Genomic DNA, 2,975 nt, shown 5'->3' with positions numbered 1-2,975 from the left:
GGGCCCACGGCTCACCGGAAGACGTTCGGGCCTGCCGCCTTCGTCTTCAAGATCCACCGCGTGTTCACGGCCGCGATCTCGCGCCGGCCTCCGGGGTCTGATCCGCCCGGCTCGGGCGCAGGGGTCTCGAAGGCTTCACCGAAGGCCTCCGGGCATCGGGCGGCCCTCGGCGCCCGATGCGCCGGCGGATCGTCCGGCGGCTGACCGGGCCGGGCCGGCCCCCGCTGGTCCGGGCAGCGGCGGGCTCCCGCCGGAGCCGGTCCGGGGCGGCGGCCGGCGTGTTCCGGAGCCACTTCAGGTAGCGCGCCACCCCCCTCGGGCACGGTGACCCCCGGCGTCCGGCCCAGGACGCAAGCCGGCCAGGGCGACCGGAACGGCGCTGCACGCCACTCATGACGCCCGGGCTCCTCAGAGGGCCGTGAGGATCCTCGGGCCGTCGGCGGTGATCGCCACCGTGTGCTCCGCGTGCGCGGCGCGGCTGCCGTCGACGGTCCGAAGGGTCCAGCCGTCGCCGTCGCAGCGGTAGTCGTCCGTACCGCCCGCGACCAGCATCGGCTCGATCGCGAGAACCATGCCGGGGCGCAGCTTCATCCCGCGTCCCGGCCGGCCCTCGTTGGGCACGCCCGGGTCCTCGTGCATGCTGCGGCCGATGCCGTGGCCGCCGAACCCGTCCGGGACGCCGTATCCGGCGGAGCGGCAGACCGAGCCGATGGCGTGGGCGATGTCGCCGATGCGGTTGCCGGGCACCGCGGCGGCGACCCCGGCGGCGAGGGCCGCCTCGGCGGTTTCGATCAGGCGCAGGTCGGCGGGGCGCGGCCGGCCGACGGTGAAGCTGACCGCCGCGTCCCCGACCCAGCCGCCGAGCTCCGCCCCGCAGTCGATGCTGACCAGGTCGCCGTCGCGCAGCCGGTAGCCGTCGGGGACGCCGTGCACGATCGCGTCGTTGACCGAGGCGCAGATCACCGCGGGGAAGGGCACCGGCGCGAACTCCGGCCGGTAGCCGAGGAATGGCGAGCTCGCACCGGCCTCGGCCAGCACGCCGCGAGCCACCCGGTCCAGCTCCTCCAGGCCGACCCCGACCCGGGCGGCCTCCCGTACGGCGGCCTGGGTGCGGGCGACGACCCGGCCCGGGGCGCGCATGGCCTCGATCGCTTCTGCTGTCTTCAGTTCCACCATGCCAATAACTATACCGGTATAACTTTAACGGGATAGTTATTGGGGGAGGGGGTAGGATGGCGGACATGGTCCGCACCCCACTCACACCCGAAGAGCGCGAGCGCGGCGAGCGCCTGGGCGCACTGCTGCGCGAGGCCCGCGGCGGCCGCAGCATGGTCGAGGTCGCCGCGAGCGCCGGGCTGTCCGCCGAAACCCTCCGCAAGATCGAGACGGGCCGCGCGCCCACCCCGGCGTTCTTCACCGTGGCCGCCCTCACCGAAGCGCTCGGCCTGTCCCTCGACGACGTACTGCGCCGCTGCTCCTTCGTGCCGGCCTGAGACCCGCCCGGCGTCTGCCTGCCCGGCGCCGCCCGACGTTCGCCCGGCGCCCGCCCGGCCCGCGGACCTGCGGGTTTCTTTCGGGCGGGCCGGCGGGCCGAACGGCCCAATCGGCGGTGGGCGCCGGCGGGAGCGGGGCAGGCGTGAAGGCGTGTCAGCCTCCAACGCATCCCAACGGCTCGGATTCGCCCTGCTCGGCGCCCTGCTCGCGGCCGGCCTGCTGCTCGCCGCCTGCGCGGTGCCGCAGGGGCCCGTCCGGGTCGGCAAGCCGGGGGAGGCGGCCTTCCGCGCCCCGGCCGCGGGCGTCGTAGGCTCCCGGGATGACTCTCGATGAGCTGAACCAGGGCAAGTACGTCAGCCTGACCACGTTCCGCAAGGACGGCACGCCCGTCGCGACGCCCGTGTGGGCGGTGGCCGACGGCGGCGAGCTGTACGTGTGGACGCGCACCGACTCCTGGAAGGTGAAGCGGATCCGCAACAACGGCCGGGTCACGGTCAGCGCGTGCGACGTGCGCGGGCGGGTCGCCGAAGGTGCGCCCGCACTGGAGGGCGAGGCACGGCTGCTGGACGAGGCGGGGCTCAAGCGGGTGCGCTCGCTGATGCTGCGGAAGTACACGTGGCAGTTCTGGCTGCTGGACGTACCGGCCATGCTGGCCCGGGGCGGGAAGCGGCCGCACACCGCGATCGCCGTCAAGCTTTGAGACTCCCGTAGCCCGCCCGTAACACCGGTGGGGTCCAATGCGGGCATGGAGACCGCGACTTCGCTGGCGATCGGTCAACTCTCGGACTACTTACGTGGGTTGACGCAGAGACTCGATCCGGGGACGGGCTGGTACGGGGAATTCCTGCGCAGGGATCCTGAGGGCCTGCGGGCCTGTCTGGACGGCGCGGCGATGCCGCCGTGGGACGTGGTGGAATCGCTGCTCGGTGACCTCGCGCGGATCAGGGGGGCCGAGTTCGCGGCCCGGGAGACGCAGCACGCGGCCCGGCTGCGGGCCGCGGCGGTCACCGCGTGGGACCGGCTGCCGGGCGGCGCGCAGGAACTGCAGACCCTGCTGGCGGCGGCAGCCGACCAGCAGGCCGCCTCGGAGGCCGCGGCCCGGGCGCTGACGGCACGACTGGCCGCGACGACGGACCGGCCCGAGGCGCAGGCGCTGGCCGCGGAACTCGCCTGGACCCGGGACGACGCGGCCCGGGCCGCCGCCCGCCACCACGACCTCGCCGCCCGCCTCACCGACCTGGCCGCACCCGCGGCCCCGAGCACCCGGTGGCCCGGGCAGGCCGCGGCCGACGGGCCCGGGGCGACCCGGCCGGCGCACTCCCCGGGAAACACGGCAGAGCCCGGCGGCCCCTGGCCCACCGGCCCGACGGTCACGGGTACGGGTACGAGCACCGGCGGCGGGACGTGGGGCGCCGGAGCCGACGCCGCCGAGCCGCACGGCCCGGGGCCGGTGCAACCGCCGGGCGACGGGGCTGGCCCCC

4 protein-coding genes and 1 pseudogene are annotated in these 2,975 nt (G+C 75.7%); 4 read left to right on the top strand and 1 reads right to left on the bottom strand.

Features of this window, described 5'->3' with window-relative positions:
* Nucleotides 1-408: 408 nt before the first annotated feature.
* Nucleotides 409-1,176, bottom strand: a complete 768-nt coding sequence (gene map, locus ACFXA3_RS40015; RefSeq protein WP_385195946.1) for a type I methionyl aminopeptidase — start codon at nt 1,174-1,176, stop codon at nt 409-411.
* Nucleotides 1,177-1,241: 65 nt separating this feature from the next.
* On the opposite strand from map, the gene ACFXA3_RS40010 reads away from it, so the two are divergent.
* The 4 genes and pseudogenes from ACFXA3_RS40010 to ACFXA3_RS39995 form a co-directional block, all read left to right on the top strand.
* Complete coding sequence (locus tag ACFXA3_RS40010) at nt 1,242-1,493, top strand: helix-turn-helix domain-containing protein (RefSeq protein ID WP_376194539.1); 252 nt, start codon at nt 1,242-1,244, stop codon at nt 1,491-1,493.
* A 151-nt stretch (nt 1,494-1,644) separates the two neighbouring features.
* Nucleotides 1,645-1,827, top strand: coding sequence for a hypothetical protein (locus ACFXA3_RS40005; protein ID WP_385195944.1), 183 nt, complete (start codon nt 1,645-1,647; stop codon nt 1,825-1,827).
* On the top strand, nt 1,814-2,194 hold the full coding sequence (locus tag ACFXA3_RS40000) for a PPOX class F420-dependent oxidoreductase (protein ID WP_385195941.1): 381 nt from the start codon (nt 1,814-1,816) through the stop codon (nt 2,192-2,194). Before ACFXA3_RS40005 ends, ACFXA3_RS40000 begins: the two co-directional genes overlap by 14 nt.
* 99 nt (nt 2,195-2,293) lie before the next feature.
* A pseudogene (locus tag ACFXA3_RS39995) lies at nt 2,294-2,975 on the top strand (hypothetical protein); the annotation flags it as partial.

Source organism: Streptomyces sp. NPDC059456 (genome assembly GCF_042750055.1).
Taxonomy (GTDB): domain Bacteria; phylum Actinomycetota; class Actinomycetes; order Streptomycetales; family Streptomycetaceae; genus Streptomyces.
Note: the sequence above shows the minus strand (reverse complement) of the source record. Positions and strands in the feature narration are given on the sequence as shown.